Origin of the sequence: Paenibacillus sp. WLX1005, assembly GCF_046603685.1 — a bacterium.
GTDB lineage: Bacteria > Bacillota > Bacilli > Paenibacillales > Paenibacillaceae > Saccharibacillus.
The window spans coordinates 926,943-953,837 of record NZ_CP176756.1 but is presented as its reverse complement, the minus strand read 5'-3'; the positions used below and the strand labels follow the sequence as shown (position 1 = coordinate 953,837).

At 47.1% G+C, this 26,895-nt stretch carries 28 protein-coding genes; 5 read left to right on the top strand and 23 right to left on the bottom strand.

The genetic code is table 11. The features are described from left to right. From ACE3MZ_RS04135 to yyaC, 15 genes are all read right to left on the bottom strand, one after another. Window positions 1-1,395: a DUF4097 family beta strand repeat-containing protein gene (locus ACE3MZ_RS04135; protein WP_411345242.1), complete on the bottom strand. Its 1,395-nt coding sequence runs from the start codon at window positions 1,393-1,395 to the stop codon at window positions 1-3. Further along, complete coding sequence (locus ACE3MZ_RS04130; protein WP_411345241.1) at window positions 1,379-1,948, bottom strand: hypothetical protein; 570 nt, start codon at window positions 1,946-1,948, stop codon at window positions 1,379-1,381. The genes ACE3MZ_RS04135 and ACE3MZ_RS04130 overlap by 17 nt, the downstream gene beginning before the upstream one ends. A gap of 135 nt (window positions 1,949-2,083) precedes the next feature. After that, window positions 2,084-2,791 carry an MgtC/SapB family protein gene (locus ACE3MZ_RS04125; protein WP_411346691.1) on the bottom strand — a complete coding sequence of 236 codons (708 nt, stop codon included), beginning with the start codon at window positions 2,789-2,791 and terminating at the stop codon, window positions 2,084-2,086. A gap of 8 nt (window positions 2,792-2,799) precedes the next feature. After that, on the bottom strand, window positions 2,800-3,291 hold the full coding sequence (locus ACE3MZ_RS04120) for a GNAT family N-acetyltransferase (protein ID WP_411345240.1): 492 nt from the start codon (window positions 3,289-3,291) through the stop codon (window positions 2,800-2,802). A gap of 169 nt (window positions 3,292-3,460) precedes the next feature. After that, complete coding sequence (gene gatB / locus ACE3MZ_RS04115; RefSeq protein ID WP_411345239.1) at window positions 3,461-4,900, bottom strand: Asp-tRNA(Asn)/Glu-tRNA(Gln) amidotransferase subunit GatB; 1,440 nt, start codon at window positions 4,898-4,900, stop codon at window positions 3,461-3,463. A gap of 27 nt (window positions 4,901-4,927) precedes the next feature. Beyond that, entirely contained in the window at window positions 4,928-6,385 is a 1,458-nt protein-coding gene (gene gatA / locus ACE3MZ_RS04110) for an Asp-tRNA(Asn)/Glu-tRNA(Gln) amidotransferase subunit GatA (RefSeq protein WP_411345238.1), read from the bottom strand. A 54-nt stretch (window positions 6,386-6,439) separates the two neighbouring features. Beyond that, window positions 6,440-6,727, bottom strand: a complete 288-nt coding sequence (gene gatC, locus ACE3MZ_RS04105) for an Asp-tRNA(Asn)/Glu-tRNA(Gln) amidotransferase subunit GatC (RefSeq protein ID WP_411345237.1) — start codon at window positions 6,725-6,727, stop codon at window positions 6,440-6,442. 165 nt (window positions 6,728-6,892) lie between these two features. After that, on the bottom strand, window positions 6,893-7,270 hold the full coding sequence (locus ACE3MZ_RS04100) for an ATPase (protein WP_411345236.1): 378 nt from the start codon (window positions 7,268-7,270) through the stop codon (window positions 6,893-6,895). A 353-nt stretch (window positions 7,271-7,623) separates the two neighbouring features. Next, window positions 7,624-8,262, bottom strand: coding sequence for an MBL fold metallo-hydrolase (locus tag ACE3MZ_RS04095; protein WP_411346690.1), 639 nt, complete (start codon window positions 8,260-8,262; stop codon window positions 7,624-7,626). A 3-nt stretch (window positions 8,263-8,265) separates the two neighbouring features. Further along, window positions 8,266-8,835 (bottom strand): thioredoxin family protein, encoded by a 570-nt coding sequence (locus tag ACE3MZ_RS04090; RefSeq protein WP_411345235.1) that lies wholly within the window; start codon window positions 8,833-8,835, stop codon window positions 8,266-8,268. A gap of 27 nt (window positions 8,836-8,862) precedes the next feature. Beyond that, entirely contained in the window at window positions 8,863-9,462 is a 600-nt protein-coding gene (locus ACE3MZ_RS04085) for a DedA family protein (RefSeq protein ID WP_411345234.1), read from the bottom strand. Window positions 9,463-9,742: 280 nt separating this feature from the next. Then, window positions 9,743-10,936 (bottom strand): class I SAM-dependent methyltransferase, encoded by a 1,194-nt coding sequence (locus ACE3MZ_RS04080; protein WP_411345233.1) that lies wholly within the window; start codon window positions 10,934-10,936, stop codon window positions 9,743-9,745. 16 nt (window positions 10,937-10,952) lie between these two features. Then, window positions 10,953-11,597, bottom strand: a complete 645-nt coding sequence (locus ACE3MZ_RS04075; RefSeq protein WP_411345232.1) for a DUF6483 family protein — start codon at window positions 11,595-11,597, stop codon at window positions 10,953-10,955. 556 nt (window positions 11,598-12,153) lie between these two features. Further along, window positions 12,154-12,945, bottom strand: a complete 792-nt coding sequence (locus ACE3MZ_RS04070; RefSeq protein WP_411345231.1) for an alpha/beta fold hydrolase — start codon at window positions 12,943-12,945, stop codon at window positions 12,154-12,156. A 96-nt stretch (window positions 12,946-13,041) separates the two neighbouring features. Next, window positions 13,042-13,647 (bottom strand): spore protease YyaC, encoded by a 606-nt coding sequence (yyaC, locus tag ACE3MZ_RS04065; RefSeq protein ID WP_411345230.1) that lies wholly within the window; start codon window positions 13,645-13,647, stop codon window positions 13,042-13,044. Between the two features lie 106 nt (window positions 13,648-13,753). On the opposite strand from yyaC, the gene ACE3MZ_RS04060 reads away from it, so the two are divergent. The 5 genes from ACE3MZ_RS04060 (at window position 13,754) to ACE3MZ_RS04040 (ending at window position 16,678) form a co-directional block, all read left to right on the top strand. After that, window positions 13,754-13,978: a DUF1128 domain-containing protein gene (locus tag ACE3MZ_RS04060; RefSeq protein WP_411345229.1), complete on the top strand. Its 225-nt coding sequence runs from the start codon at window positions 13,754-13,756 to the stop codon at window positions 13,976-13,978. Between the two features lie 340 nt (window positions 13,979-14,318). Next, on the top strand, window positions 14,319-15,044 hold the full coding sequence (locus ACE3MZ_RS04055) for a phosphatase PAP2 family protein (RefSeq protein ID WP_411345228.1): 726 nt from the start codon (window positions 14,319-14,321) through the stop codon (window positions 15,042-15,044). A gap of 131 nt (window positions 15,045-15,175) precedes the next feature. After that, window positions 15,176-15,433, top strand: a complete 258-nt coding sequence (locus ACE3MZ_RS04050) for a GlsB/YeaQ/YmgE family stress response membrane protein (RefSeq protein ID WP_411345227.1) — start codon at window positions 15,176-15,178, stop codon at window positions 15,431-15,433. A gap of 162 nt (window positions 15,434-15,595) precedes the next feature. Then, window positions 15,596-16,195 (top strand): YtxH domain-containing protein, encoded by a 600-nt coding sequence (locus ACE3MZ_RS04045; protein ID WP_411345226.1) that lies wholly within the window; start codon window positions 15,596-15,598, stop codon window positions 16,193-16,195. Between the two features lie 105 nt (window positions 16,196-16,300). After that, the gene (locus tag ACE3MZ_RS04040) at window positions 16,301-16,678 is read left to right on the top strand and encodes a DUF5665 domain-containing protein (protein WP_411345225.1); all 378 of its coding nucleotides are present in this window, start codon (window positions 16,301-16,303) and stop codon (window positions 16,676-16,678) included. A 136-nt stretch (window positions 16,679-16,814) separates the two neighbouring features. Here the strand turns inward: ACE3MZ_RS04040 and ACE3MZ_RS04035 are convergent, their stop codons facing one another. From ACE3MZ_RS04035 to ACE3MZ_RS04000, 8 genes are all read right to left on the bottom strand, one after another. Then, window positions 16,815-17,591 carry a sigma-70 family RNA polymerase sigma factor gene (locus tag ACE3MZ_RS04035; RefSeq protein WP_367064155.1) on the bottom strand — a complete coding sequence of 259 codons (777 nt, stop codon included), beginning with the start codon at window positions 17,589-17,591 and terminating at the stop codon, window positions 16,815-16,817. Beyond that, window positions 17,588-18,040, bottom strand: coding sequence for an anti-sigma B factor RsbW (rsbW, locus tag ACE3MZ_RS04030; RefSeq protein WP_411345224.1), 453 nt, complete (start codon window positions 18,038-18,040; stop codon window positions 17,588-17,590). Before rsbW ends, ACE3MZ_RS04035 begins: the two co-directional genes overlap by 4 nt. 18 nt (window positions 18,041-18,058) lie before the next feature. Further along, entirely contained in the window at window positions 18,059-18,397 is a 339-nt protein-coding gene (locus ACE3MZ_RS04025; protein WP_411345223.1) for an STAS domain-containing protein, read from the bottom strand. A 238-nt stretch (window positions 18,398-18,635) separates the two neighbouring features. Then, complete coding sequence (locus ACE3MZ_RS04020; protein ID WP_411345222.1) at window positions 18,636-20,303, bottom strand: response regulator; 1,668 nt, start codon at window positions 20,301-20,303, stop codon at window positions 18,636-18,638. A gap of 18 nt (window positions 20,304-20,321) precedes the next feature. Further along, entirely contained in the window at window positions 20,322-21,215 is an 894-nt protein-coding gene (locus tag ACE3MZ_RS04015) for a CheR family methyltransferase (protein WP_411345221.1), read from the bottom strand. Between the two features lie 166 nt (window positions 21,216-21,381). Next, complete coding sequence (locus ACE3MZ_RS04010) at window positions 21,382-25,080, bottom strand: response regulator (RefSeq protein WP_411345220.1); 3,699 nt, start codon at window positions 25,078-25,080, stop codon at window positions 21,382-21,384. After that, window positions 25,077-26,246, bottom strand: a complete 1,170-nt coding sequence (locus ACE3MZ_RS04005) for a SpoIIE family protein phosphatase (protein ID WP_411345219.1) — start codon at window positions 26,244-26,246, stop codon at window positions 25,077-25,079. The genes ACE3MZ_RS04010 and ACE3MZ_RS04005 overlap by 4 nt, the downstream gene beginning before the upstream one ends. Window positions 26,247-26,479: 233 nt before the next feature. Then, window positions 26,480-26,824 carry a general stress protein gene (locus tag ACE3MZ_RS04000; RefSeq protein WP_411345218.1) on the bottom strand — a complete coding sequence of 115 codons (345 nt, stop codon included), beginning with the start codon at window positions 26,822-26,824 and terminating at the stop codon, window positions 26,480-26,482. Window positions 26,825-26,895: the final 71 nt, after the last annotated feature.

Sequence of the window (26,895 nt, the reverse complement as noted above, 5' to 3'; positions counted from 1 at the left end):
TTAGTTGGCACTGTTATTCGTACTGCGATCGGTACTGTTATTGGTAGTGTCTGTTGCATCGCCTTCCTGTGTTCCTTGCTCCGGTACTGTTTCTCCATTGCTTGGAACGATCTGTTCATCGTCATTATCTTCGACCAGTGCGTCGGTATTGCGCAAAATATTCAGATCGCCGTTACCGTCTACTTGTACCGTATGTTCACCAGTACCAAATTCACCGCTGATGTTTTTGTTTTTCGTTTCCAATGGCAGATCGGTCTTGAGCGTGCCATAACTGTTAGAGCCGTCAACGGCATAATCTCCAGTCGGTGGCAAATACAGACTGATCACGCCGACCGCGCTATATACTGACCAATCAGCGCCGATGCTGACGGAACGAATCTCAATGTTGCCGTTCAACGTTTGGGCTTTGACACCAAAATTGGCTTCGTCGACCAGAATGTTACCGTTACGTGTATTCACATCGATGTCTCCAAGCCCGCTGGTCAGGGTAATATCGCCAACCTGAGTATACAGTTTGGCTGCACCGCTAATATCGTTTACTTTAAACGTACCCTGACTTGTTTCAGCATTCAGACTGCCAAGAATAGAGTTGATATCCATATTGCCGTTCGTAGATTGGGCTTTGACATCGCCCATCAGATTACGTAATACAATACCGCCGCTGCCAGTACGTACGGAAATGTTACGCAATGCCTCTACGTTACTCATCGTAATTTTGCCATTGGTCGTCTGGACATTGATATCGAAATGACGATCTGTTGGCAGAGTAATCTCCATATTGACACGGGGCTGACGATTCTTCGATTGACCGTACGCCTGCGTCTCAGCGTGGATATTAATCTCTTCGCCTTCACTCGTCTGGATCGTCGTAGCTTCAGCGATTGATTGCGCCTGTTCGGTGTCAAGTTCGTCTACCCAAACGACAGGGCGTACACGCACCTGATCTACGTTACCAGTATGAATAATCAGATCGCCGTTAATACCTTCGACTGTTAGCTCATCGGTTTCTTCGGCAATCGGAACATCTACTTGATCCAGCTCTGTACGTGTACCGGAAGCTTCGCTAAATTCGGCAGAAGCGGCGGTCAGATCGAGACTGACTTTACTCCATAAGTACAAATACTGATTTTGCTCAGTAACGAGAAATACAGCCGCCGCCGCTACGATCGCGATCAGTACACCTTTGATATCCAGTCGCAAACGTAGCTTGCGCAACCGTGCCAACATGTAAAAGGCGAGATATTCAATGCCCCATGCAACTAGAATGAGCGGCCACCAGGTGAGCAATAGCATCAGTTGTCCATCGCCAGTGCGCTGATCCATCATGACCAGCACGCCAAGTGTGATCCAGAGCAGGGCTGCGGTAATGCGACCAGCTTTAATTTTTACGGGCATGGATTACACCTCCTGCCTCGCCAGATGCCGGACGACGAAGTCCACGATACATACGCACGATCTGGAAAATCAGCAGTGCCAGACCGACTGCCAGACAGACACCTGCGGTCAGATAGCCTGCCCAGAAGCTGACGATATTGCGTAGCCAGTACGGTCGTAGCCAGAATAGGCAGATTAGCACGCCCTCGACAATAAGCAGAATACCGAAGGTGATGCCGCGCAGACGTGCGAAGCTGCGATGCTTCTTTTTAAACGGAATCAATGCGCGAATATGATCATTGATCCAGTCGGTCGATTGCAGCACGTCGTAGATGTTGTAAAAGTAAATAATCGGGATCAGCAGCCCTAGCAAAATAAGCAGCGGCAAATTGATCTGGATGCCTTTGGATGTAAAATACAGCAGTGCCGACACATCCAGCAGCAGCAGAGCGATAAACTGAATCCCTTTCTGGGCTAATCCCAGATACATATGACCCAAACCCGGAAATAGTGCAGCGATAAGCAACGCAAAAAATTTGCGCTTCAACGGGAGTTTGGACGGTGGTGTGGTCATGCCGGGTCCTCCTTCCATTCAAAACAATCCATTATGAAAACAACCTGTTTACTATTTACACCGTTATGGCGTTTTTGATTGGTTTCTATGTCAGAGCGTATGATTTATTCATCAGAGACGATGAGTAATGTCTATTTATTCAAATGAAACAGCGGTAACGCCTTCGATCTTTTGCAGACGACCGATAATGTCCATTGGGCTGTAATCGTGGTGAATCTCCACATTCATACGCAGTTCAGTTAGCAGAATTTCAGAAGAAATCGTATGCCCGCTGCGCTCCTTGATAAAGGTGACCTTCTTGATCGTAATATTCTCGGCATAGAGAAATTTGGATACACGCTCCAACGTCAAAATACCAGACACCCCTTCTACGGTAATCGAATGTGCCTTACTGCGGCGAATATAGCGTAGCTCCACGATGTTAAGTACCCATAGATTCAACAGCACCAGTGCTGTCGCCGTAATGGATGCAAAATAAAAGCCTGCGCCAATCGCGAGTCCAATCGCAGCGACTACCCACAATGAGGCAGCGGTCGTCAGACCTGTGATCGCTTTGCCAGTAAACAGAATCGTACCTGCCCCGAGAAAACCAATACCGGAAATGACGGCTGTTGCCAGACGCGCCGGGTCAATCCGTACATTCGTTTCATTAACAAATTCAGAAAATCCGTACACAGACAGCAGCATAATAAGCGTCGAACCGACACAAACGAGAATATGCGTGCGCAATCCGGCAGCATGACTGGAACGTTCACGCTCCCAGCCAATCAAACCGCCTAACAGCATCGATATCAGTAAACGAATCAAAATATGAGTGTTATCAATAAACCACGGATTGTCGATGACCAAGGCTATTCCTCCCTGTTGTCTGTCTGTACTGCATTCGGATTGTGGCGATGAAAAGTCGTCAGTTCCACACCGGGTGCTACATCGAAGGCTTCAACCGGTTCAAAACCAGCTTTGCGGTACAGACCAACAGCGGGTTCGTTCAATGTACCAGTGGACACGATATAAAGCGGCACCTGCGAGTGCTGCGCAAAGACATGATTCAGCAGCTGACTGCCGATGCCTTTACGACCGTAATCTGGATGCACCATCATGCGTGTAATGGTGAGCGTATCTGGCTTCTCGCGCAGTACAGCGACGACGCCATGAATCTCGCCATCCTCGTCCACTTCTCCATAAAAGGTTTCACCGCAACTGCGCAAACTCTCCATCGTATCCATTAACGGTGGCAGCTCCTTTGCCCCGATCATCTCTGCTTCAATACGGTAGGCGATATGTTGAAGGCTCCATATTTGACGTACGGTATCATCGTCGTGCAACGAAAACTGGCGTATCATGATTACCTTCCCCTCTCTCTGTCGGACGACATGGTGTCCTTTGACAACCATTCTGCTCCATATGTTCTATCTGTCTATGGATATAAGTATACCTGCAAAGAAGGACCTCATGCTCCACAGAGTGGAATGTGAGGTCCTTGTACTGATAGTTGCGATGATGATGGATAGCTTAACGCGGTAGCAATTCCGCCAGCAGTTGGTTGACCATGCCAGGGTTTGCTTTCCCTTTACTTTGTTTCATTACCTGACCAACGAGGAAGCCGATCGCTTTGTCCTTACCTGCCTGGTAGTCAGCAACAGATTGCGGATTAGCGGCAATCACTTCTTCGACGATCGATTGGATCGCGCCGGTATCGCTGATCTGGGTCAGACCTTTTTCTTCAACGACCTGTTGTGGCGATTTGCCTGATTGCAGCATGTCTTTGAAAACAGTTTTGGCGATCTTGTTGCTGATCGTGCCTTTCTCAATCAAGCCGATCATCTCACCTAGATGCTGTCCAGTCAGCGGTACATCGGTCAGCTCCAGATTGCCTGCGTTGAGATAACCAAGCAACTCGCCCTGAATCCAGTTGGCTGCTGATTTGGCATCCTTCGTATAATTCAAGCTTTCTTCAAACAGATCGGCAAGCGGTTTGGACGAAGTAACGACAGCTGCATCGTATGCCGGCAATCCGTATTCAGATGCATAACGTGCCTGACGTGCATCCGGCAGCTCTGGAATGGACGCGCGAACACGGTCTTTCCATTCCTGATCGATATGCAGAGTAACCAGATCCGGGTCCGGGAAGTAACGATAGTCATGCGATTCTTCTTTACCACGCATGGAGATCGTTTTGCCCTGAGCTTCATCCCAGCGGCGTGTCTCCTGTACAACTAGCTCGCCATCATCCAGAATTTGTGCCTGACGCAGTTGTTCGTATTCCAGACCGCGCTGTACACCGCGGAAAGAGTTCATGTTTTTCAGTTCGGCGCGTGTGCCGAGCTTCTCCTGACCGACTGGACGTAAGCTGATGTTGGCATCGCAGCGCAGGGAGCCTTCTTCCATTTTCACATCGGATACGTCGCAGTACTGCATAATCGCGCGCAGCTTTTCCAAATAAGCACGGGCTTCTTCCGGTGAGGAAATGTCCGGCTCGGATACAATCTCAATCAGCGGTGTGCCGACACGGTTAAAGTCAACGAGTGAATCGTAGCCACCTGACGTATGGGTCAGTTTGCCCGCGTCTTCTTCCAGATGCAGACGGGTCACGCCGATGCGCTTGGTTACACCATCAACTTCGATATCGATCCAGCCATGTTCGCCGATCGGCTGATCAAATTGAGAGATTTGATACGCTTTGGGCGAATCGGGATAAAAGTAGTTTTTACGGTCGAATTTGCTAATATCTGCCACTTGACAGTTCAGCGCCATCGCCGCTTTCATTGCATAATCAACTGCCTGACGGTTCAATACGGGCAATACGCCCGGGTGACCGAGACAGACAGGGCATGTATGGGTATTCGGCGGTGCGCCAAAGGCGGTGGAGCAACCGCAGAAAATTTTGGATTTGGTATGAAGCTCAACGTGAACTTCAAGCCCGACAACAGTTTCGTATCTGGCTGTGGACATCGGTAGTTCCTCCTTCTTCAGATGTGGTTACAGCTGTGGACGCTGCTTGTGGAAATCGGTATGTTGTTCAAATGCATGCGCCACACGCAAAACCGTCTGTTCGTCAAAGGCTTTGCCGATAATCTGCATGCCGACTGGCAACCCGGATACAAATCCGCACGGAACACTGATTGCCGGTACGCCTGCCAGACTGACTGGAATGGTCAAAATGTCGTTCAGATACATCGTCAACGGATCATCCACTTGCGAACCTAGCTTGAACGCGGTCGTCGGTGCAGCCGGTCCGATAATGACGTCGTATTTGGCAAATACATTGTCAAAGTCCTGTTTGATTAGGGTACGGACTTTTTGCGCTTTGAGGTAGTAGGCATCATAGTAACCGGAGCTGAGTGCATACGTGCCAAGCATAATCCGGCGTTTTACTTCTGGTCCGAAGCCTTGACTGCGGGACTGATGATACAATTCCAGCAGATTGCCCGGATTGTCAGCACGTACGCCATAACGTACACCGTCAAAGCGCGCCAGATTCGACGAAGCTTCCGAAGAAGCAAGCAGATAATACGTCGCTACCGCGTACTCGGTGTATGGCAGCGATACTTCTTCCCACTGCGCACCGAGTCCTTCCAATACTTTGAGCGAGTCCATAATGGATTGCTTGATCGCTGGATCGACACCTTCACCGATATATTCGGATGGCACGGCGATCTTCAGACCTTTGATATCACCAGTCAGAGAACTGATATAGTCGGGAATATCTACATTTGCCGAAGTCGAATCTTTGGCATCATAGCCAGCGATCGCTTGCAGCACATACGCAGAATCTTCTACATTTTTGGTAATTGGACCGATCTGATCCAATGAGGATGCAAAGGCAACAAGACCGAAACGGGAAACCAGACCGTACGTCGGCTTCAGCCCAACGACGCCACAATATGACGCTGGCTGACGAATCGAGCCGCCAGTATCCGAGCCGAGTGTAAAGTAAGCCTCGCCCGCAGCGACTGCTGCTGCTGAACCACCGCTGGAGCCGCCCGGTACATGATCCAGACTCCATGGATTGCGCACAGGCTTAAAGCTAGAGTTCTCATTGGAACCGCCCATCGCAAATTCGTCCATATTGAGTTTACCTAGTGTAACGGAATCTGCCGCTTGCAGCTTCTCGACTACTGTTGCATTGTAGATCGGATCATAATTACGTAAAAATTGGCTAGCACACGTTGTGCGCAGTCCTTCGGTTACGATGTTATCCTTCACGCCGACTGGCAGACCAAACAGCAGTCCGCGCTCGCCGCCAGATGCCAGTTTCGCGTCTAGCGTCTTCGCCTGACGGGTAGCACCCTCTTCATCCAGCGTCAGATACGCTTGGATTTGGTCATCACGTTCGTTAATGGTCTGAAACGCCTGCTGTACCAGATCGGTTACAGACAGATCGCCGGCATGCAGCCGGTTATGTATTTCATTCAGACTGAGGTCAAATAAAGTCACTTGCATGTCCTCCTTTAATTCTGTATCCGCAGTTTGGCTATGCGCCGGGTGTACCTATTCCAATACGGCAGGAACTTTGAACTGTCCGTCTTCGTCGTCCGGTGCGTTCAGCAGTACTTTTTCAATCGGCAGGCTTTCCTTCACTTCATCGTCACGCATCACATTGCTGACGTGAAGAACGTGGGTCGTTGGCTCCACATTGTCGGTATCCAGCTCATTCAGCTTTTCCGCATATTTTAAAATGGCGCTCAGTTGCGCTGTAAACATTTCCTTTTCCTCTTCGCTCAAGTCGAGACGAGCCAGACGCGCTACGTGCTCCACATCCTGAATATTAATACTCATATGCCATCCTCCTTTGATGCTATACCGTTCATCCGTCGTCCATATCAGGACAAATCCTGTCTGGATGCGGTCGGAAATAACTTTTCTCATTATAGGGTACATGCTGGTACAATTCAATCCGTTAAAGCGAAGCATACAAAAAAAGAGCCGGCTTAGCCGACTCTTTTAAATCCACGCGCGCAGATTGATCTGTTTGACGAAATCCGCCTGTGCGCTTTTATCAGTTAACGGTTCTTCTGGGACTGGAATCTCTCCACCATTCATTACATGGAAAAACAACTGTTCATTATGTGTCGCCAGAGCATAATCGATGAGTGCCTCGCGTCCGACTCGTTCCGCTTCCTGTTGCAGCAACTTTTCCTCTGGCTCGATATCGACAGCCGGGACGAAGAAGTTACGATTCGCTTTGGGAATGCGAACGACATAATCGAAGGCATTATCAGGATTGCGGTCATATGCGATGATATATCCGTAATCGCCTACAGGCAGATTTTGCTCAAAGGTATCAGCGACGACTACGACTTTTTCTCCGAGGTGTAGCATCGTTTATCTCCTCCTAGCTGTATCTACTTATTTGTACATCCTACTACAAAAAGTAAGTAGTGTCCACTTCTATCATGAAAGTTACATCCAAATCCTCTTGCCAAAATGATATGAGTATCTTCTACGTGCATCCGCGTCGATTGGTGTCAAAAGATTATACGTTTAGTTATCGGCTTTGGATGCTCTTATTTCAACAAAAAATGGAAAAAAGATAGAAAGAAAGCACGCAAACCGTGATGATCATGCGGTCCGCGTGCTCGTGCATATGTTTATTATATTCATAATTGCGCGCAATACAATAGCAAATTGCAAATTTCTTGTCGAAAATTATCATTTCGTGTTACATCACTATATTATGCAGGCACATATGGATTGCTGGCTTTTTCAGCACCGATCGTCGTACGCGGTCCATGTCCGGGATACACAGTCACATCATCGGCAAAGGTATACAGCTTGGTACGAATCGAATCTACCAGCTGACGTTCGCTGCCGCCAGTCAGATCGGTACGCCCTACACCCATACGGAACAAGACATCACCGGAAAATAAATGCGTACTATTCAGGAAGCTGACGCTACCCGGCGAATGTCCCGGTGTATGGTAGACGGTAAACGTATGACCGATCAGCTCTAGCTTCTGCCCTTCATCCAGCGCATGTTCCGCAGGTTCTGCCGTAAGCGGTGGTGTCACTTGCGGCCAATTCGCTGAACCGTTCAGCTTGGCATTGGTCATCCATTCCGCTTCCAGATCATGCAGGTACACCGGGCAGTCAAAATGCTGGCGCATCTCTTCTACACCGCCCATATGATCAAAATGAGCATGCGTGAGCAAAATAGCTTCCAGCTGCACACCCAGCGTCTGAATACGACGAATAAGCGAACTTGGGTTCATACCCGGATCGATCACAACCGCCTGCTTGCTCTCTTCGTTGATGAGTAGATACGCATTCGTTTGCAGCGGTCCGAGAGAAAAGCTTTCAACTTTAAACAAGATAACTCACACTCCTGACAATAATTCATGCAGTTCGCGGATGACCATCGCATGTGAAGCGGAACCTTCGCCATACCGCTCCATCATATGCTGACGCACGACTGCCATTTTATCTTTGTAATCCGGTGCTTCGCGGTCGGGATTCTCCTCACGGAACTGTACCATCAATTCCTGTACATGCTCTGGACGTGGACCCCATTGACCGAGTACATGACCACCGGTATCGGTAATGATCACAACCGGTATGGAACGTCCGCCCATCGTTAGATATTCGTCGATCACATCAAGATGTTCTTCCATAATCAACACTTTGGTTGGAATACCGCCTTCTTCAAACGCGCGGAATACGACCGGAATGTTGCGCACTACATCGCCGCACCAGTCTGCTGCTACGATTAGCGAGCGCAGATCATCGCGCTGGTTCAGCAGTTTGAAAAATTCATGATCATCCAGATCGGTCCAATTGAACAGCTGGTAGTTGTCATGAAATGTTTCCTTGTTCTTGGTCATACCATCCATGAATTGTTGCGGTGTAATGGCTTGTTCCCATTTGTCTGCCAGATTGCGTTTGCTCATGAAGTTAGCCGCCTTTCGAAATGCAGATTATTTTTTCTTCATCTTCATTTTAACCAGAAGGTAGCCTGCCAACAGCACAACAGCAACAATTAATATTGGCGTTGTGTATTTTCCGGCAATTTCGTCGATATTTTCCCACTGGCTGCCCAGTATCATACCGAGATACACAAACAATGCCGACCATGGAATAACCGCCATCGTTGTCAGCAAAATAAAGCGCATATGTGACATTTTGGCGATACCTGCCGGGATGGAGATGGCATGGCGTACAACCGGAATAAAGCGAGCGGTGAAAATAACACCTGTACCGTATTTAGCAAACCATTCTTCCGCATGGTCGATATGGCTTTTTTTGATCAAAATGTATTTGCCGTATTTGTCCAGCACTGGGCGTCCGCCATAGCGTCCGATCCAGTAAATGAACAGCTGCGCTAGCACACCGCCGACGGTTCCGAACAGCACAGCGCCAAAATAGTTGATACTACCGATATGAACAAGATAACCACCGTAAGCCAGTACGATCTCACTTGGAATAACCTCAATCATCAGTCCGAGCATGATACCGAAATAACCAAGTTGCTCGACCATATGCAGTAATTGGGCAATAATATTGGAAATAATCTCCACCAATCCTCCTTGTATATGTGTACGTTCTCTATATCCGGGCGTATGTATTCCCACGCATGCAGCTCATGCTCATGATGTCCTTACATATTTTAGCACACCCGCCTGTAAAGCAGCTACTTTACAAGCATTAGCACGAGCAGAAACTGCGCGATTCCAATCATACCATCCCGGTTGCATAGCGACATATGAAAATAAGCCGGATCATTGCGCGGTGGCAACGCCGGCTTATTGCAGTATAGATGATCATTATGAACTCTGTTTGAATACAGCAGTTGACGAATCAGTTGGAAGTCGTTCCAACTTCCTGCGGCAACAGATCCCGACAGGCATTTTCCAGATAGGGATCGGCTTGCAGCATATCGCGGAATACCGTATATTCCTGCCACATGACAGGCATCTCGCCAGCGGAGCCTTTGACTGCGCGGATCAAGATGTTTTTGGGCGTATGCTCCATATCAATGAATTCCAGCAGCTGCGTACGATAGCCCATCAGATCAAGCAGCTTGGCACGGATCGCATCGGTCGCAAGAGCGGAGAAGCGTTCTTTTAAAATGCCATGCGATAACAATGGGCTGAGTGCATCGTTCTGCACCTGACTGAACAGTTCATGCTGGCAGCACGGTACGCTCAGGATGGCAGAAGCGTCCCAGCGGACTGCTTTTTCCAACGCGGCATCCGTCGCGGTATCACATGCGTGCAGCGTAACGACCATATCGACCTGATCCAGCTCGTCGTAATCGGCAATATCGCCAACGAGGAAGCGCAGATGTTCATAGTTCAGTTTCTCGGCGAGCTGGCTGCAATGCTGAATGACATCTGCTTTCAGATCGAGACCGACGATGCGCAGCGGACGACGCTGCTGAATATTCAGATAATGATACAAGGCAAATGTCAGATATGACTTGCCGCAACCAAAATCGACAATGGTTAGCTCGCGACCTTCCGGCAGCGCAGGCAAAATATCCTGCACCATCTCCAAAAAGCGGTTGATCTGACGGAACTTGTCGTACTTCTTCGCTAGCACTTTGCCGTCGGCATTCATAATGCCCAGCTCCACCAAAAATGGAACTGGCTCACCTTCGTCCAAAATGTAGCGCTTTTTGCGATTATGATTCAGGTCAGCGACCGTTTTGGTAGCGGTTTTCTTCAAAATGGATACTTTGTACTTTTTGCTGACCAATATTTGGTAATCGGCTTCGGGCGTGCAAAGCAGCCCCTGACGCAAATGCTGTTCAAACAGTTCCATCAGCGGACCTGCGGCTTCGGCAGCCGGTACATTGTCATGAGTAACCTTGTTGCTGTAATGATAAGCAAACTGGTAGAACAGCTGCTTCTTCAACTCAACCGGCTTGATGACCACTTTGGCGAATGCTTCCGGGTCACGCTTGCGGCGCTGGCTCAATGTTGCCGAGATCAGTTCTCCGCCTTCGGTGAGTTGGTGAATCAATTTGTGGAGTGACTCCATTGCGTACATCTCACTTTCCATTTGTTCAATTTTGAAAACGAACCAGTCCGTCTTCAACTTCCGCGCGGCTTAATCCGCCCGCTTCCAGCTCCTCATCGGTCTTCACCTGCATACGCACGTAAAATTCATGACCGATCTGTTTGCCTTCCGCAGCATCTAGTTCTACGAGACGGCGCACGGCATCTGCCGCATTATCATAATAGCCTTCCTGCTGCTCATATTCCACCATCAATTTCTCAACAGCCGCTGGCAGCACGAATTCTTCGAGCGCATCCAGCAGACCGTCGATCTGTGCCGGATAATCCAGCAGGCTGCGATCTGCCTGATTGATGGCGCTGTACAGGAACAGATTGAGCGCTTTGATGCGGCGCACGACGGCTTCATCTTCATTCCCAGCGGCATCATAAATATCCGCTTCGACGCTGACCATCCGTGCCAGTCCTTGCAGTTGATCCACTTCTACGGTCGCACCGACACGGAACATCTCAACGATCTCTTCCGTCGGCATGCGGTTGACCAGTTCGCTGTTCAAGCGAAAGTTTTTGCGCATCAGATCGTCTGTTTCCCATAATGCTTCGGTGTATTTCTTTTGTTCTTTTAAGCCAAATGCTTTGGCAATCATGGTGGTCATGTCTTCGATCATGCCCATGAGGTAGTCTTTTCTGAACATTGGGTATCCCGCCTTTACATGGTTGGAGAGTGGGGTAAATGCAGTTTCTGCTGGGGACATCCGCTTTGGAAAGGAATAAGGAGACGGGACTCCGGTGGAGCCGCGGGAATCTACGGATAAGGTGATAGCTGTAGATTCCCGCCCCTCCAAAGTCGCCCTTTCTCCTTATTTCCTTTCCTCCGCTCTGTGCCGGTGCATCATGCAAGTTTACCTTGTCTCTGGGTAGAGCAGTATTGAAGTAATAGGTACTGTGGTGCGTTGAAGTGTTTTGATTGCTCCGTCTACTTTATCTGCTTTGCCTATTTCAAGCTGTTATAGGTTTGTTTGAGTTATAACAAGTTTTTGTGGCATATTTTAATTGGATTTGCATTAAAATATAGGTTCGGATATGAAAATAAGTTTATATGGTTTACTGATTTGTTGCTTAACTATAATGGATGGTTGGGGGATATGCAATTTTGGGAACAGTTGGTTTGGATTGGAACGTCTTGATGTGATGATGGCATTGGTGTTTATTTGTAATGATTAGACGGAATACTTGATCCGTTAGCAAGATTTATAGTTTTTGAACGAATGAAGTGATGATTTCTGCTAGTTTCTCGGGTGCTTCTAGTAGGCTCATGTGACCGACGGCTGGGATGGTGGCGGTGGTGATGTTGGTGCCTTCGGCGGTAAACAGGCGGTCTGCTGGGATGAGTTGGTCGTGTTCGCCAGCGACTAGCAGGATCGGCAGAGTTGACGATGACAGCACTTGTCTTCGATCCGGGCGCTCGCGCATGGCGAGTGCGGCGCCGCAGCCGCCTTGTGGCGGTGTATTGTAGCCGATTTCGCGGGCTTTTTGGATAGCTTGTGGGAATTGGTCTACGGAAGCTGGTGCGAATAATCCTTCGACGAAGCCATCGACAAAGGTAGCTACGCCTTCGCTGTTGATTTTGGATACGGCTTGCAAGCGTTTTTCTTTGGCTTCGGGTGTATCTTCGTGGGCGGTGGAGTGAATGAGTCCCCATGCTTGCAAACGGTCGCTATGTTGTTCTGCCAGCGCCAGTGCGATATAGCCGCCCATGGAGTGTCCGAGCACTACGGCTTGATCCAATTCCAGATGATCCAGCAGGGCGATGATGTCGTCTGCCATTTGCTCGATTCGATAGCTGCCTTCTGGTGCAAGACTACGCCCATGTCCGCGCAGATCGGGTACGATACAGCGCATGTGTGCATTTAGTAGAGGTACGACTTCGTCCCAATAGGCAGAACTTCCGAAAAATCCGTGCAGCAGTATGACAGGTGTTCCCTTGCCAGAGTCGGTATAATGCAGCAGAGATGGGGTAGATTGAGGTGACAGATTGCTCATAATATATTCCTCCTGTAGTCGGTATAGGATCGTATTTTCAAATTAAATTTTATTCTATACATAGATCACCAAAGATCATAATATACAATGCATGGATCATATCATCGATGAATTGGCACGATGTAAGCCAAGTCCGCGTACCGCAGCCTGTACAATATCGTTCGACATATTCATAACCCGGTGCAGGGATGTCGTTTGCAAGGTTACGTACGGTTTGGGTCCATTCTCGTTGATGATAGCAGCGATGCTATACGTACCAACACCCGGAAATTGACCACCGACGGACAATGCCGGGAACAGCGGTTCTTCGCCGATGCTATATAATCCGACCGAACGCGGTTGTCCAAGACAGGCGTCGATAGCGACAATCGTCAGATGCTCAGCAATCTGCGGGATGCGTACATGCAAGTTATGCGCATCACACGGATGCTCCATCGTGCCGACGACATGGGGAATGCCGTGTGCTTCCAGACCACTACCGGTTAACGGACCGAGCGCATCGCCAGTGGAACGATCGGTGCCAATGCAGACAAAGGCGAGTTGATCCAGCGTATGCCTGCTGTGAATCATTCGGAAAAATTGCACCATGCCATCCATATTTACATTGCGTCGGTTCTGCTGATCATATGGCAGCAGGCTTGAACGGCGATTAATCATATAATGGTAGATTCCCCTCATCGTGTTGATCGTATTTTCTGTCATTTTACCTCATGACTTCCGTTACCGCAAAATGTTGGTTCCCACTCCATATCCATGATACAATACAACAAAATCAGTTATTTGCGAAAACGAAGGAGCACACGATATTATGGACCTGTCTCAACCAACGCCTGAAAATCTGAGCATTATGATTGAAGGTATTAAAACAAAGCTACGGATGGCAAGTGGCGCAGCGATGCAAGCTTCTGCCTTTTCGCTGGATCAGTATGAAGATATTCATGATGTCTACGATATTGTGATGAACAAACCGAATCTGAGCATTAGCGAAGTGGAAGCCCTCGTCTCTGAACTTGGACGTCTGCGCAACAAGTAATGCCTGCCCGCAAAGCCCGCTTCCGTTCCCACGGTGGCGGGCTTTGTCATTTGTTAGAGATAGCGTATAACTGTGCTCCTGCCACGTGCTCCTTTCTATTGATAGTAAAGTGAGCGCGATTCTGTTCACGATTTGTTTGCAGCTAACAAGGTTCAGACGCCGGGCGGCGGTTATATTTAACATAACGATTACAAATGGAATATGTTCTCTGCATGATTTGGCGGTGATTAGCATTTGCTGTTGCTTGGCAATGGATGCGGTGAATACGTTCTAATCTGATGCAGGTGATCGACAGGCTGCTATAGCTGGACGATTATTGATTTTAAAATGAAAGAAGGCGATGACCATCTCTATGCGATCTGTTTCCGGTACATCCGGGCACCGTTCTCCTCCCTCTATTCCCCTCTGGCTACTAATCATTCTCGTGCTGATTGGCGGTGCAGTAGGTTCGTTTTTGCTGCTAGAAGCAGCCATCTGGTTGATGCAAGCAATATTTGGCGTCAATATCCATGTATGGGAAAATGAATTCCAGCGCGATCTGCGTGAATACCACGGGGAGCCGCTGCGTAGTATTATGCTATTCTTTACGTATCTGGGTTCCTTTTACCCGACGATGTTTGTGGCGCTTAGCTTTATGGCGCTCCTGATTAGCTGGCGACAATATCGCGAAGCGCTGATGATCGTCATCACGACAGCTGGTGCTTGGCAGCTGAATACGCTGCTTAAAGCCCACTTTATGCGTCCGCGACCAGAGCTGGAATTCTGGACACCAGCTTCGGGCTATAGCTTTCCAAGTGGACATGCAACGATTGCCGCAGCGATGTATGGTATGTTGTTCTTCATCTGGGCGCGGTATCGCAAACAGCAAGGTCGACCGATGTGGCCTGCGATTGTGTCCGGTATCTGCCTCATTGTCATCATCGGTACGACGCGTATTTATCTGGGTGTGCATTATCCAACCGATGTGCTGGCTGGCTTTTTTAGCGGCGCTCTCTGGCTTGCTGCCTGTGCTTACTGCCTGTCTTTGTGGCAAAAGCGGCGCCCTCAGCAACTTCCTTACCGTTAATGCCCAATGAATCGTAATGTTTCATGCTGTATGAACACGGTTTATATACGAAGTAAGACCGAATCGATTAGCCGGCTTGTTCTTCACCTCATCTGAATCCAAGCCATTTCACTGGAAAAGGAGGCGTTCATATGTGGGGAATTATTATCAGCCTGATTCTAGCTATTATTATTGGTATCATCGGAAATGCACTGGCAGGCGATAACATGCCAGGTGGTATCATCGGTGCAGCCATTGCTGGTTTTGTCGGCTCATGGTTAGGTGCATTATTGTTTGGAAATTTTGGACCGGTGATCGGCGATTTCGCAATTATTCCTGCTATTATCGGTACTGCAATCTTTGTTTTTTTGCTTGGACTGGTTTCCAGACTGCTGCGAAGAGCAGCCTGATCCAATACCAGGCTTAAATATAGCCATACCTTTCGTAAGCTAAACTCTCGGTAGATGTACTCCTCAGAAAGCTTCACTTGATATGATATGGCTGAATCTTCCTGCCTGGGAGATTTATATGCTAGCCCATGCACTTTATACTAATCCAAGGAGTGATTGTTCATGAACGAAGCAGAAAAAGAATACCCAGCACAAAGCAGTTCCACATTTATAAAAGGTGTATTTATCGGAGGTCTGATCGGTGCAGCCGCAGCACTGCTGTTCTCGCCAAAGCCTGGACGCGAACTGCGCGGTGACATTTCTGACAAGCTGACTGTAGCTGGTGAGAAAACGAAAAACGTCTACGGTACAGTATCCGACCAAACAGCTCAAGCCGCTGGTCTGATCAGCGACAAAACAGTCGAACTGGCTGGTGTTGTAGGTAACAAAGCAACCGAAATCGCTCAAACCGTAGCAACCAAAGCTACGGAACTGACTGGTAAAGTAAAAGATGCTACAACGCCTACACCAGAACAGGCAGAAGCGAAAGACAATATCGTAAAACACGTAGCAGAAGCTTCCAAAAACATTGCTGAAGATATCAAAGATGCAAAAGACGATATCAGCAAAGAAGTAAGCAAAGCTTCGGACAACGTAAAAGAAGATGCAAAACCGCTGGCGCAAAATAACTCTGCTGGCAGCAGTACAACTGGTACAAGCACAACTACACCTGGTTCTGCTTCTTATACTGCTCCTTCTTCCACGAATGCACCGAAGAAATAAGCAGTGATTGAATCGAACAATTCCAATAGCCGGCTCATTGCAGTCGGCTATTTTTATGCCCGGCACACGTCCATCTCTACATTATTGTGAAAGTGAGGGAACGATATGGCTGATAAAGACGATAAGGAGTTATCACCGAATCCACCACAGGTTGTCCCTGCACCTGATGCCATTCGCGAACACCCATTTGAATTGCGTCATGAGGTACATCGTCTCAATGAGCGCCTGGATCAATTGACCTCTGCACTCGACAAAGCAGAGATCAAAGACATTATTGAAAATTACAGCAGCGTCAAAAAGCGAATCCTGACTAACTTCGTCGCTGGTGCAGCACGTGGTCTCGGTTTATCGCTCGGAACGATCGTTATTCTGGCTCTACTTGGTTACGTACTTACTTTGCTGGTAAACTTTAACCTTCCGGTTATTGGCGACTTTATCAGTGAACTGCTTGGTTATGTAAATACATCCCGGGGCGGAAAATAATCCGCCTCTTTTTTATCGTACACATATACATACATAAAAAAGGTATGCTGCTTCATTCCATGATGGAAGAATTAGCATACCCTCTGGCATTGCCTACTCGACAATGTTGCATATGAAATGGAATAACCCACTGGCGTTATCCGGACGATGAAGCATTGGACATAATCTGCTTCAGCTTCTCGGTTGCCCGTTTTTGGATACGTGATACACTCATCTGGGAAACGCCCAGCTTCTGCGCAATCGCGCGCTGGGATTGACCTTCCTGGAATGCCAGCAGCAATACTTTTTGCTCCTGTTCCTTCAACTGGCTAAGTGCCTGTTGCAGATCCATACGTTTCTCAACAGCATCGTAATCATTCACGTCCGCGCTGATCAGTTCGCCCAGTGTCGCTGCACTTTCTTCTTGCGACAATGGGGAATCCAAGGATACATAATGATAGCATTCGCGTCCTGCCAATACCTCGATCGTTTCCTCTTCGGACAGATCCAGGAATCCGGCAATTTCACGTACACTTGGCGAACGCTCTAACTTCACAGTCAGTTCGTCAATCGCCTGCTGAACCAGGGCACCCTTTTCCTTAATACGGCGCGGAACCTGTATGTACCATGATTTATCGCGCAAAAAGTTTTTCATGTGCCCGATCATACTTTTCATGGCATACGGTTCAAAAGGAATCCCCAAGGAAATATCATACTGTTGCAAAAGACGGATAAGTGCCATCTGACCAACCTGATACAGGTCTTCATACAGGTCAGGACGGTTACGTGCAATTTTGCCGGCAGCCATTTTGACCATCGGCTCGTACTTTTTGATCAGTACGGTTGCAATATCATTGTCCTTTGTTTGTTGATACTCCCAGATCAGGCCGATTGCCTCGTCCATCGATGCAGGGGGAGTCACTTTTTCACTCATACTCTTTCCTCACTTCGAGCAAGGCTTTTGGACATGGTCACACGTGTTCCCTGACCAGACACATTCTCAATGCTGACATCATCCATCAACGCCTGCATCAGATAAAAGCCCAATCCGCCGATTTGAACATCGCTCAGTTCTTTGTCGTGTAGGGTGGACTGATCCGCCACTTCGGTTACCGTGTCAAAGCTCTCCCCTTCGTCTTCAACGATAATCGACAGCGTTTCTTCACCAATTTCAAAAATGACGTCAATATGACCGCCATCTTGACCGTAAGCATATAAAACCGAGTTGTTACATGCTTCGGAGACAGCGACCTTCATATCTTCAATATCTTCGTAGGAAAAACCCATTTTGGAAGCAATTCCGTACAGATTTAAACGTACCACATCAACAAACTCTGCTGTGGCAGGCAGATTAAGGATTACCTTTTGAGTATCAGCTTTCATGCTATGTTCGGTCCTTTCCTAGTGGGAGTTCTCCTGAGGGGCAAAAAACTTGGCAATACCAGTCATTTCAAACAATCTTTGAATCTGTGGAGGAACTTCTTCAACAGTAAAGCTGGCATTCATACCGTGCCGCGCTTTAAGGATAGAAAGCAGAATACCGATACCCGTACTATCGATGTATTTCAAATCTTTCATATTTACGATCAAGTCCTGGTCTGCGTTACCGACCAAAGGTTCCATAACCAGACGAAAATCAGGTGCGACCGACAAATCCATTTCCCCGCTTAAAAATACGGTGCATGCACGTTCATCCATCTGGGTTACAGCATTGAATTTCTCATTTTTGTTAGTATTCATAGACATTCTCCCCTGAACAATGGTTTCTTTACTAATAACCCAACCGATGAAGACCTGAAACAACCAATATATTCCATTCGGTTGGTATGTTGCTTTCCAATCGGTAACTAAAAACGCAAAAAATGGTTGTCGTAACAACCATAAAGGCAAAAACGCGATCGATCGCGGGTGCGCTTTTATTACTACCAGCTTACCTGCAATTCATCGCGCTTGCTATAGGACAAACGTCATTGCGTATTTAGTATACTGTTTTCTTAACTTCAAAGCGCGACAATTCTGCGGAATAACGCTCCAATGCATTTTGAACACTAACCATCTTAACTGGCTTGCTAATATAATCATCCATTCCAGCAGCAAAACAGCGTGCTTTGATTCCTTCCATCACATCAGCGGTCATCGCAATAATAACCGTATGTTCACCATTCTGCAATTCGCGAATGTTGCGGGTGGCTTCCAAGCCATCAATGTTTGGCATCTGCACATCCATAAAAATATAATCATATCTTTTGGCTGCTGCCATCTGTATTGCTTCCGCTCCATCTTCCGCTGTTTCGCATGTGTACCCGAGTCTTCCGAGCATACTCACCATCAGTTTCTGATTAATGGGATGATCATCCACGATCAGGATCTGAGGGTTTGTCGTCCTCGGGTGAATCAAATTTGCCGGACCTTCTTCCAGATTGCCGATTTCCGGTTCTTCTACCGTATATTCACCAACCATAATATTAAAAGCAAAGATGGCTCCGTTTTGTAGATCCATTTCATTGCAGTCGAGATAAATGTCGCCGCCCATCATCTGCACCAGATTTTTGCAAATGGCAAGTCCCAGTCCAGTCCCACCGTATTTACGGGTCATGGATGAATCGAGCTGGGAAAACGGTTGGAACAACTGCTCACGTTTCTCTTGAGCGATACCGATGCCAGTATCTTTGACTTTGAATTCCAATTCCAGCCTACCATCCAACTGCCCTTTGCGCTGGACTTCCAAATAGACCCCGCCTTGCTCGGTGAACTTGACCGCGTTCGCTGTCAGGTTAATTAAGACCTGACGCAATCGCGCCATATCGCCAAACAAGTATCCCGGAATATCATCACTCAGACGATACACCAGCTCCAGATTCTTTTTACTTGCTTCAACCGAGAAGAGGCTGAATACTTCGGCAATACAGGAGTCCAGTGTGAATGGATGCTCTTCCAGCTCCATTTTGCCTGATTCCATTTTTGTAAAATCCAGAATATCATTAATGACCATGACAAGCGTATCCGCGCTGCTGCGGATAATCTCGGCATAGCCTTTTTGTTCTGGATGCAGATCGGTTTCCATCAGCAGATCGATCATACCGATGACACCATTCATTGGAGTACGGATTTCATGACTCATCATTGCCAAAAATTCAGTTTTGGCTTTGGCTGCAATCTCTGCATCTTCCTTGGCGCGGATGAGCTCTTGATTCATCTTTTCCAATTCCAGCGTTTTTTGCTGTAATAGCATGGACTGGGTTTTATGTCGCTTGTTGGTCAAATACATATTCACAAAGCCTTCAATCTTGGACTTGAGAATTTGTGGAATGAATGGTTTGACCATATAATCAATTGCCCCGGCAGAATACCCAGCGAACAGATGCTCAGCTTCCTTGCTGTTGGCAGAAATGAAGATAATCGGTATTTCTTTTGTTTTCTCGCGAGCTTTGATCAGCTTGGCGGTCTCGATGCCATCCATGCCCGGCATCTGCACATCCAGAATAATCACAGCGAATTCGTCCTTGAGCAAACATCGTAGCGCCTCTTCGCCTGAAGTGGCTTTGACCAGATTGTAGCGTTCACTTTCAAGAACAGCTTCCAGGGCGAGTAAGTTTTCAGGTCGATCATCTACGAGCAAGATATGAATCGCTTCATGAAACCTCATGGAATCCCCCTACATTCTCTAGTTAATTTTCCGGTATACCTTTTCAATCCGATCCAGCGGTTCATAGCTATCGCTGTAACCAGTAAACTGCATGGACTCCTTAGAGCCGAGCACCAAAATACCAAAACGGCTCAGGCTTTCGTGGAACAAACCATGCACGCGCTCACGCAATTTATCATCAAAATAAATCATAACGTTTCGACATAAAATCACATTGAATTCATTAAAGGAACGGTCGGTCGCCAGATTATGCTCTGCAAAAATAATATGCTTGCGCAAAAACGGCTGAAAAATCACCGACTGATAACGGGCAGTATAATACTCCGAAAAGGAGCGTGTACCGCCAGCTTCCAGATAGTTCTTCGTATAAAGCTGCATCCGCTCAATACCAAACACACCTTCTCGTGCTTGTTGTAGCGAACGATCATTCATATCCGTTGCATAAATTCGGGCTTTGTCCAGCAATCCTTCTTCATGAAGCAAAATCGCCATGGAATAGACCTCTTCGCCAGTAGAACAACCTGCATGCCAGATCCGAATGTATGGATAGGTGCGCAGCAGTGGAACAACCTTCTCGCGGAACATACGAAACAATTGCGGATCGCGGAACATCTCGGTAACCGGGATGGACAGATTCTGCACAAGTCGCTCAAAGCAAGAACGATCATGCAGTACCTTTTCCTGAAGTGCTGACACAGAGGTTAGCTTCTCAGCATGCACATGATGCCAAATCCGACGTGTTAACGATGCACGGGCATAATTACGAAAATCATACCCGTACAATCGATGCACACCTTCCAGCAGCAAGTCGATTTCGATATTCTCACGTTCTGCGATATTGGTTATAATCTGGTTGTTCGCCTGGGGCGTTTCGGAACTACTCGGTATTTGCTCATGATCGATTGGTGTCATCGTTTCTTCAGCCCCAATTCTGTAAACTCTTCTATCTAGTCTCTATACATTTATCTATACGTCGTTGCGCAATCGTATCATTCATGACATTCCACTTTATTATGCATATCATATTATAAAATAACCTGGTACTCCATATTATACTTCATTTACCCACTTTTTTGGTTTACGAATACAACCAGACGCGCATTAGTGATAAAAGTTGATCCGTTTGAATCGGCTTCTTCACATAATCGGAAGCTCCGGCTTCCAAACATTTGGAGCGATCATCCTTCATCGCTTTGGCGGTTAGTGCGATGATCGGCAATTTATCATGTTCTGGCATCTGACGAATCAGACGCATCGCTTCGTAACCGTCCATCTCCGGCATCATCATATCCATCAATACGAGGTCAAAGTCCTGCTTCTCTACCATCTCGACTGCTTCGCGTCCATTCTCAGCGAACATGACATCCATTCGATATCCTTCTAGCACACTCGATAGAGCAAATACATTGCGAATATCATCATCGACCAGCAAAATACGCTTGCCTTCAAACAATGTTTCTTTGTTGTGCAGCTTCTGTAGAATACGGCGTTTGTCTTCCGGCAAATCAGCTTCCACCCGATGCAGGAACAAGGTTGTCTCATCCAGCAAGCGCTCCGGCGACTTCACATCCTTGACGATAATCGACTCGGCATATTTGCGCAGCTGCGTTTCCTCCTTGGTATCCAGTTCTTTCCCTGTATAAATAATGATTGGCAGATCGCGTAGCTGCGGATTTTCGCGAATCCGATCCAGCAATTCAAATCCAGTCATATCTGTTAGCATCAGATCCAGTACCATACAGTCATATCGCTTGCTGCTCAGTTGTTGCATTGCTTCACCGCCAGTGGATACAGCAGTAATCGCCACATCGTCATGACCAATCAGCTCGATAATGGATTTGCGCTGAATCTCATCATCTTCAACGATCAACAGCTGTTTAAGACCCTGTTCGGTGTAATTTTGCAGCTGATTAAATGCTTTTTCCAGCGATTCTTTGCTGGATGGCTTTTTGAGATACGCGATTGCTCCCATCATTAAGCCCTGCTTCACATCATCCATCATAGAGATAACGTGAACTGGAATATGGCGAGTCTGAGCATTGCTCTTCAGTTCGCTCAGAATTGCCCAACCATCCATCACCGGCAGCTGAATATCCAGAATAATCGCGTCCGGACTGTAGGTCTTCGCCATATGAAGCCCTGTATCGCCTTGCATCGCTACCAATGCTTTGAATCCACGACCACGCGCCATATCGATCAAAATACGAACAAAGTTCGGATCATCCTCAATGATTAGCAATACCTTATCGCTCTTAGTAAGAGTATCGCGATCATCCAGAATCGTAGCCGCGATCACTTTACTCTCTTCCTGTTCCATCATACGATTGCGCGACGGATTGCCACTATTCTGCAATTGCTGACTGATAAAGTCTGACGGCAGATACGAAGCACTCACCAGATCAACCGATGTTCCAGACGTGTTGGCAGGCTGATCCTCTGCTGTTGGTAATACTTTAGGTAGATATAGCGTAAAGTTACTGCCTTTGCCATGCTCAGAGCTTACGGTAATGCCACCTCCTAGCAGGCGTGCCAATTCACGGCTGATCGAAAGACCCAATCCTGTACCGCCATACTTACGGCTGGTTGTGCCATCGACCTGCTGGAATGCTTCAAAGATCAGATCCAGCTTGTCCTGTGGAATACCGATCCCACTGTCAGTAACCCGAATAGCGATATATTCATTCTGCTTACGCAAATATACCGGCAGATCCTTGCCGTCCGATTCACTGATATCCACTTCGATGTAGCCTTTTTCAGTGAATTTGAACGCATTGGATAACATGTTACGCAGCACCTGTTTCACTCGATGTTCATCGGTGACCAAGTATTCCGGCACATTGTCGCCAATATTCACATGCAAATCGATGTTCTTCTTAGCAGCGACCGGAGCGAAGTTCATATTTACAAACGATTCCAGTACTTTGACTGGCATCGTCTCACGGTTCATTTCCATTTTGCCTGCGTCTACTTTGGACAGATCGAGAATCTCATCAATCATTTTGAGCAAATCGGCACCGGACATATAAATGGTGCTGGCGTATTCCATCTGCTTGTCAGTCAGATTGCCATCCTTGTTCTCGGTCAGCAGCTGCGACAGAATGAGCAGACTGTTCAGCGGTGTGCGCAATTCATGCGACATATTCGCCAAAAATTCGGATTTGTATTTGCTAGTTACAGACAGCTGCATCGCCTGTTGCTCCAGCTGATGCTTGCTCTGCTCAATCTCTTCATTTTGCTCTTCAACATGCTGTACCTGCTCTTGCAGCTCGCGTGTCTTGGCGATCAGTTCATTGTTAAAATGCTCCAGTTCCTGTTGCTGACGTTGCAGCAAATCTTCAGAACGTTTCAGTTCCTCGGTCTGCTCCTCCAGTCGCTCATTGGAACGACGCATCTCTTCTTGCTGCATCTGCAATTCTTCCGACTGACTTTGCAATTCTTCGGTCAGTGCCTGAGATTCGCGCAGCAATTGCTCTACATGCAGACGACGGTTGATATTGTTGACAATGACACCGAGATCTTGCAACAGCATGTGCAACAACTGTCGTTGCAGCGATGTGAATCCTTGCAGCGATGCCATTTCAATAACACCGAGCAATTCCTCTTCAAATAGAATCGGATAAATCATAATACTTTTCGGCTGACTTGCACCAAGAGAAGAACTGACCGGGAAATAACCGGCAGGTACATCATCCAATATAATCGGCTTCATATCAGCGGCACATTGTCCAACCAATCCTTCGCCGACCCGCAATTCTTTTTTGGCTGGCAATAATCCTTCTGCTGCGTAGGAAGCGAGTAGATGAATATGATCTGGTGATTCATGAGTACGCAGATACAGATTGCCATAATGCGCACCGAGGCGCGGAGCAAACTCATCAATGAACGTTTGCGAACTTTGCTGAAGTGTTATGACACCACGCAGTAATTCGGTAATGCGCCCAGTATTGGAAGCGAGCCAAGATTGATCGTCCTGTGCCTGCTGATACTGCTCTTCCAGCTTACGCTTCTCTTGCAGATCATTCGCCATATCTTGGAATACGCGTGCCACATCACCAATCTCATCTTTCGATTTCACTTTGATGCGGCGAATGGCGCCAAAACGCTCTTCGGAAAAGCCTTTGATCATCAGGGATACCGTTCCCAGACCACGGCTAATACTCGGTACAATCCATAGCATAACCAACAGACTTAGCAAAATCCCGAATGCCATGACGTATGTGGTCATCCGAATCGAATTCTGATACGCCGTATTGGCTGCCTGAATCTCCTGATCAATCGTCGTATCTTGATAGTTCGACAGGATGCCCAGACTATCATTCAGATTAATCTGAGCAGGCAAGCCGCTCGTAGTACGATAATTATTCGCGGCAGCAATCTGATCCTGAGATAACAAATCAGTCACTTTGCGAGCATATTCGATATAGGTCTGCCAGTTGGTTGTAACGGTAGCCGTTAACTGGCGTTCTTCCGGCGTATCTGCGCCAGCTTTAAGCAACTTGAGGTTATTGTTACCACTTGCGATATTTTCTTCAATGATGCTGCGACTTTGCGCTGGCTGCGTAGTGGCACTGAGCAATACATTGGCGATTTCGCGGGCAATAATATTCATTTCGGAACGAACGTCGGTAGAATAACGAACTTTCAAATACCGATCTTGATATACTTTGTCCAGCTGTTCGTTCATGTAATTCATACGGTCATACGTAATAAAGCCCAGCGCCATTAAAATCATAATAATGGCACTGAACCCCAGAACGAGTTTCGTTCTTAGTTTCATTCACTGTCCGTCCCTTCCTGTAACGAAATCCAGACCAGACACTTGTCGTCGTCCCGGTCGGCAGGTATGATATCTTCGAAAAACACCTGTTCTACATCTGTTTGATGTAGATGATGACCTTGTTTCAATTTATTGATTAAGAACTCCAGCTGTACTTCTTGATCGCCTTCCACCGCTTCCAGCAAGCCATCGGTATACAGCACCAGATGCGCATCTCCTTCATAATGGAAACTGTTCGACTCTGCATCAATACGGTCAAATAATCCAACCGGGAATGTCGTTGTCGTCAAGCGCGTCACTTCACCTTGATCATCAAAAAATAAACCTGGCGGATGACCAGCATTCACATAATCGATTTTTTTGTACTTCGTATCTACAACGAGATAGATCGCTGTAAAATAGTACTGAACGAGCTGATTCTCAATATGCAATTGATTAAAGCGACGATTCAGCTCCTGGATAACTTTCTCAGGTTCTACATATGTAGTGACCGTATCCTTGAGCACGGAAGCAATAAACATGCAGAATAACGATGATGAAATACCGTGACCCATCATATCCAGTAGAATGATGCCATATCGCCCTTCACCGAGTGGATACCAGGCATACAGATCACCTGCCAGCTCAAACGAAGGTTTATAGCGCGCTTCAATTTGGAATTGCTGATCTGTAATCGGTGTACTAAGCACCGCGTGCTGTACCAGACTCGCCAGCTTCAATTCGTCTTGAATATGTTGATCGCGCTCTTTGTGCCAATCTTTCTCATGCTTGAGTCGCAAGGCAAGACGAATACGCGCCATCAATTCCACTTTATTGATCGGCTTGGTTACATAGTCAGCAGCACCCGCATCCAATGCCTCTGCCAATTTCTTCGAATCACCAACTGCTGTGACCATAATAATTGGAATATCCCGTAACACTTCATTTTGCTGCAAAATCCGGCATGCTTCGATCCCATCCATCTCTGGCATCATCATATCCAGCAATATCAAATCAAATGTATTAGATTTGGAACGCAAAACAGCATCCGGTTCTCCATGTCCCAGATAATCAAACATCTCCTTCGCTGAAGTTGCAGTGACCAGATCAGTATATTGTTCTCTTTTCAGAATTTCCCGGATAATGATTAGATTAGTCGGATTATCATCCACGATTAATATATTCATATCTTCTCCTCATTCCTTGAATTCAACCTTAAAACATCATGCCATACTTCCTGATTTTAGAATACATTAAAATCCGTATGAAAAGGGGCTATATCAAAAACTCGTCAAAAAACCTTCAACACCACCAAATAGGTGATGTTGAAGGTGTATTCCCTACCATACTGGGCCCTTGCGGGGACGATGGGTATACGCGTTTGATATAACCTCTTTCCGCAAAACAGGCAAGTGATTCATCAGGCTTTATGCTGTGCAATCACCAGTACTTTATTTTTGTCTAGCTCTTCTTCATAAAAATCTGCTTCTTCCTTCGTAAAGCCCAAGGAAGTAATTTTGGAGCGAAGTTCATCACCGCGAGAGCGGAATAGATTCGCTAGAGAATCAAATGCGCCTTCTTCTTTGATGCCAATTTCTTGCGCATCAGCAGTTTCAGCGATTTTTTCAGTACGGTCTTTTTGGTGAGCAAGTACATACACTTCCTCAAATCCATATCCGGTACTGCGAAGTTCATTTACTACAGCTACTGCCTGTGTTCCATTTTCTACAACTTTTGCATAAGGTTTTGCGTTGGTAGATGCCATGCTGTTTCACCAATCCTTTTCAAGTTTGTCAAAATGGTCATTCAGTATATTAACCCGATTCCAATCATCCG

Bases quoted from the DNA above. Each gene is read 5' to 3' on its own strand.
- ACE3MZ_RS04135 (WP_411345242.1), bottom strand. From the start codon at position 1,395: ATGCCCGTAAAAATTAAAGCTGGTCGCATTACCGCAGCCCTGCTCTGG.
- ACE3MZ_RS04130 (WP_411345241.1), bottom strand. From the start codon at position 1,948: ATGACCACACCACCGTCCAAACTCCCGTTGAAGCGCAAATTTTTTGCG.
- ACE3MZ_RS04120 (WP_411345240.1), bottom strand. From the start codon at position 3,291: ATGATACGCCAGTTTTCGTTGCACGACGATGATACCGTACGTCAAATA.
- gatB (WP_411345239.1), bottom strand. From the start codon at position 4,900: ATGTCCACAGCCAGATACGAAACTGTTGTCGGGCTTGAAGTTCACGTT.
- gatC (WP_411345237.1), bottom strand. From the start codon at position 6,727: ATGAGTATTAATATTCAGGATGTGGAGCACGTAGCGCGTCTGGCTCGT.
- ACE3MZ_RS04100 (WP_411345236.1), bottom strand. From the start codon at position 7,270: ATGCTACACCTCGGAGAAAAAGTCGTAGTCGTCGCTGATACCTTTGAG.
- ACE3MZ_RS04090 (WP_411345235.1), bottom strand. From the start codon at position 8,835: ATGAGCAAACGCAATCTGGCAGACAAATGGGAACAAGCCATTACACCG.
- ACE3MZ_RS04080 (WP_411345233.1), bottom strand. From the start codon at position 10,936: ATGTACGCAATGGAGTCACTCCACAAATTGATTCACCAACTCACCGAA.
- ACE3MZ_RS04075 (WP_411345232.1), bottom strand. From the start codon at position 11,597: ATGTTCAGAAAAGACTACCTCATGGGCATGATCGAAGACATGACCACC.
- ACE3MZ_RS04070 (WP_411345231.1), bottom strand. From the start codon at position 12,945: ATGAGCAATCTGTCACCTCAATCTACCCCATCTCTGCTGCATTATACC.
- yyaC (WP_411345230.1), bottom strand. From the start codon at position 13,647: ATGACAGAAAATACGATCAACACGATGAGGGGAATCTACCATTATATG.
- ACE3MZ_RS04060 (WP_411345229.1), top strand. From the start codon at position 13,754: ATGGACCTGTCTCAACCAACGCCTGAAAATCTGAGCATTATGATTGAA.
- ACE3MZ_RS04055 (WP_411345228.1), top strand. From the start codon at position 14,319: ATGACCATCTCTATGCGATCTGTTTCCGGTACATCCGGGCACCGTTCT.
- ACE3MZ_RS04050 (WP_411345227.1), top strand. From the start codon at position 15,176: ATGTGGGGAATTATTATCAGCCTGATTCTAGCTATTATTATTGGTATC.
- ACE3MZ_RS04045 (WP_411345226.1), top strand. From the start codon at position 15,596: ATGAACGAAGCAGAAAAAGAATACCCAGCACAAAGCAGTTCCACATTT.
- ACE3MZ_RS04040 (WP_411345225.1), top strand. From the start codon at position 16,301: ATGGCTGATAAAGACGATAAGGAGTTATCACCGAATCCACCACAGGTT.
- ACE3MZ_RS04035 (WP_367064155.1), bottom strand. From the start codon at position 17,591: ATGAGTGAAAAAGTGACTCCCCCTGCATCGATGGACGAGGCAATCGGC.
- rsbW (WP_411345224.1), bottom strand. From the start codon at position 18,040: ATGAAAGCTGATACTCAAAAGGTAATCCTTAATCTGCCTGCCACAGCA.
- ACE3MZ_RS04025 (WP_411345223.1), bottom strand. From the start codon at position 18,397: ATGAATACTAACAAAAATGAGAAATTCAATGCTGTAACCCAGATGGAT.
- ACE3MZ_RS04020 (WP_411345222.1), bottom strand. From the start codon at position 20,303: ATGAGGTTTCATGAAGCGATTCATATCTTGCTCGTAGATGATCGACCT.
- ACE3MZ_RS04015 (WP_411345221.1), bottom strand. From the start codon at position 21,215: ATGACACCAATCGATCATGAGCAAATACCGAGTAGTTCCGAAACGCCC.
- ACE3MZ_RS04010 (WP_411345220.1), bottom strand. From the start codon at position 25,080: ATGAAACTAAGAACGAAACTCGTTCTGGGGTTCAGTGCCATTATTATG.
- ACE3MZ_RS04005 (WP_411345219.1), bottom strand. From the start codon at position 26,246: ATGAATATATTAATCGTGGATGATAATCCGACTAATCTAATCATTATC.
- ACE3MZ_RS04000 (WP_411345218.1), bottom strand. From the start codon at position 26,824: ATGGCATCTACCAACGCAAAACCTTATGCAAAAGTTGTAGAAAATGGA.